A 3,089-nucleotide genomic window follows, 5' to 3' on the forward strand; every position below is an offset into this window, starting at 1 on the left:
AAACTCGAGGTCCGGTGCGATGAAAGCATTTTGAAAGGGTGGGCGGCGTACTGTAGGCTCGGGCCGGACGAGCCTGTCCGGACGCGGCGATCCCTTCGCCGCTGTCCGGGAAAAAAAACGGAGACGAACCGCCAATGCGCATCCTGCTTGCCGAGGACACCCGCGAGCTTGGGGAGTGGATCACCAAAGCCCTTCGGGAACTTGCCTACTACGTCGACTGGGTCGACGACGGCCGCCAGGTCGGGCGAGCGCTCGACCAGGAGGACTACGATGCGCTGATTCTCGACCTGGGGCTGCCCGGCATCGATGGCCATGCGACGCTGCTGCGATTGCGCGCGGCGGACCATCGCATTCCTGTCCTGGTGCTGACGGCGCGGGATTCCTTGAGCGAGAAGGTCAAGACGCTGAACGAAGGCGCCGACGATTTCCTGATCAAACCCTTTGCGCTGGAGGAGCTGGCGGCGCGCCTGACCGCGCTCGTCAGGCGTTCCCGGGGCATCGAGTTTCCCCGGTTCGCCTGTGGTCCTTTGTTGCTGGATTCGGTGACCAAGCACTTTTCGGTGAATGGCGCTCCGCTTGCCTTGCCACCGAGGGAGTACGCCGTGCTGCGGGCACTGATAGTCAAGAGCGGACAACCGCTCAGCAAGCATGAAATCCTGTCCAAGGCATTCCAGGATGGCGATGAGCTCTTGCCGGAGATCGTCGAGGTCGTCGTGCACCGCTTGCGCAAACGGCTGGAAGGAACGGGCGTTCGCATCGTCACCATGCGCGGACTGGGTTATGTACTGGAGCCGGTTTAGACGCTGGAGCCTGCGGGCTCAACTACTTGCCCTGCTGCTGCCGACCGTGCTGGTCATCGTCGGCATCGAGCTGCTCGCGACGCGATATTCGTCGGTCGACGCGGCCAATGCCGCGTACGACAGGTCCGTCGTGGGCGCCTTGCGATCGCTGGATGCCAATATCTCGACGGCATCGGGAGGTTTGTCCATCGAGTTGCCCTACCGGTTGTTCGAGTTCTTCGAGCTGACCGCGAGCGGGGACGTGTATTTCAGGGTGGCGACGGGAGACGGATTGGTGGAGATCGGGAGCCCCGACCTGCCCATGCCCGACACAGTGCTGGAGCCGGATGCGCCGGTTTTCTACGATGCGATGTATTTCGGCCAATCGCTGCGGCTGGGCGCGTACATGCGCAAGCTGGCCGATCCCGTGGTGGACAGCGACAATCCCTACGTGATCATCCAGGTCGCCGAGAACACCGCCTCGCGCGATGCCTTCACGCGCCATTTGATGATGAGGGCGGTGATGCGCGATCTTGGCGTGCTGGTGGCGGTCGCGCTGTCGCTGGTCTTCATCACGCATCTGGCCACCCGGCCGGTGTCCGATCTGGCGGAGCACATCCGGGCGCGTCCGGCATCGAATCTTGCGCCGCTCAACATGTGCCGTCTTCCGGCCGACGTGTCGGTGCTGGTTGCCGCCATCAACCACCTCCTGTTTCGTTCGCAGCGGATTCTGGAGCAGCAGCGCATGTTCGTGGACGATGCCTCCCACCAGTTGCGAACGCCACTGGCCACGCTGCGGACACAGCTCGACTACGCACGCCTGACCAAGGATCCGGTGCAGGTCCGCGAGACGCTCGATGCGCTGGCCAGACAGGTCGATCAGGCCACGCATTCGACCAACCAGCTGCTCGCGCTGGCTCGCAGCGATACGGCAGCGCTGAGTCTGGAGTCTTTCGATGCGCTGCAACTGCTGCGAGAGGTGGCGTTGCGCCTGGTGCCCCTGGCGCGCGCGCGAAACATCGATTTCGGGATAGACACGGAAACCACGGTCGAGGTCCTGGGGGACTACACCTTGCTGCGCGAAGCGGTCTTCAATCTCGCGGACAACGCGATCCGCCATACGCCCGGCGGTGCGGTGGTGACCTTGAGCGCCGGAGCGGACGATCGCCATTGCTGGATGGAAGTCAGCGACGCAGGTCCGGGCATGCCCGCCGAGATCGCGCAGAGCGCCGGCCAACGCTTCATCCGCGGCAGGCGCAGCGACGGGGCCGGCCTGGGCCTGGCGATTGTCCGCGCGGTGGCCGACCGGCACCATGGCATTTTGTCGTTGATATCCGAACCAGGCCGGACGGGTTTGACAGCCATCCTGCGCTGGCCCGCCAGTTCCATTTCCAATCCGGAGGCTCGCGCAAATGAGAATTCTGCCGCCTGATGTCGATGCGCCAAGACGTCGCTTGCTTGCCCGTGCCGCGGCCGTGGCACTGGGCGCCCAACTGCCCGCAGCGCTGCGGGCCACGTCCCGTCCCGGACCATCCACGGCCGAATGCATCGTGCCGGCCAAGGCGGGGGGCGGTTTCGACCTGACCTGCAAGGTGGCGAAGTCCTTGCTCGATCGATCCGGAGCGTTGGGCAGCCCGGTGAAGATACGCTACGTGCCAGGGGGTATCGGGGCCATCGTCTACAAGCAGACGATCATGCGCAGCAGCGATCGCGCCGAGCAACTGATCGCGTTTTCCGGCGGGTCGCTGTTGAACATCGCCCAGCGCAAATTCGGTCCCTACGCGGAGGACAGTGTCCGATGGGTGGCATCGCTGGCCATGGACTTCGGGGTGGTCGCGGTCCACAGGGATTCACCCATCCGCAATTTCAAGGATCTGGTCGCCGCAGTCCGTGCCCGTCCCATGGAGATCGTGTTCGGCGCGGGAGGCACCATCGGCAGCCAGGACTGGATCAAGTCCGCCGAGATCGCGAGGGCGGCTCAATACGATTTCAAGTTGTTGCGCTACGTCGCCTTCGAAGGGGGCGGCGATGCGGTGGCCGCGCTCGAGCGCGGCTACGTGCATGTCATGCCGGGGGATGCGTCGGAGCTGACCATGCATCTGAAGCAAGGCGCTGCGGTGCGCGTCGTGGCCTCGTTTTCCGAAGAGCGGCTGCCGGGACTGCTGGCTTCGGTGCCGACGGCGCGGGAACAAGGCTTCGACATCGTCTGGCCCGTGGCGAGGGGGTTCTATGTCGGCCCTCGGGTCGACGACGCGGCCTACGACGCCTGGGTGTCCCTGTTCGAAAAGGTGGCCGCGTCCGCCGATTATC

Annotated in this window: 3 protein-coding genes; all 3 read left to right on the plus strand. The window is 64.6% G+C overall.

What is annotated here, in order from left to right; all coding sequences use genetic code 11:
• The first annotated feature begins 134 nt into the window (after positions 1–134).
• Positions 135–800 carry a response regulator gene (locus VMR39_RS27865; RefSeq protein WP_130355953.1) on the plus strand — a complete coding sequence of 222 codons (666 nt, stop codon included), beginning with the start codon at positions 135–137 and terminating at the stop codon, positions 798–800.
• Entirely contained in the window at positions 781–2,211 is a 1,431-nt protein-coding gene (locus VMR39_RS27870) for a sensor histidine kinase (protein ID WP_325421364.1), read from the plus strand. The genes VMR39_RS27865 and VMR39_RS27870 overlap by 20 nt, the downstream gene beginning before the upstream one ends.
• A partial coding sequence (locus VMR39_RS27875; protein WP_325421365.1) for a tripartite tricarboxylate transporter substrate-binding protein occupies positions 2,192–3,089 on the plus strand: 898 nt, incomplete at its 3' end. The genes VMR39_RS27870 and VMR39_RS27875, both read left to right, overlap by 20 nt.

It is taken from the genome of Sphingobium sp., from assembly GCF_035511395.1.
In the GTDB taxonomy this organism is placed as follows: Bacteria; Pseudomonadota; Alphaproteobacteria; order Sphingomonadales; family Sphingomonadaceae; genus Sphingobium.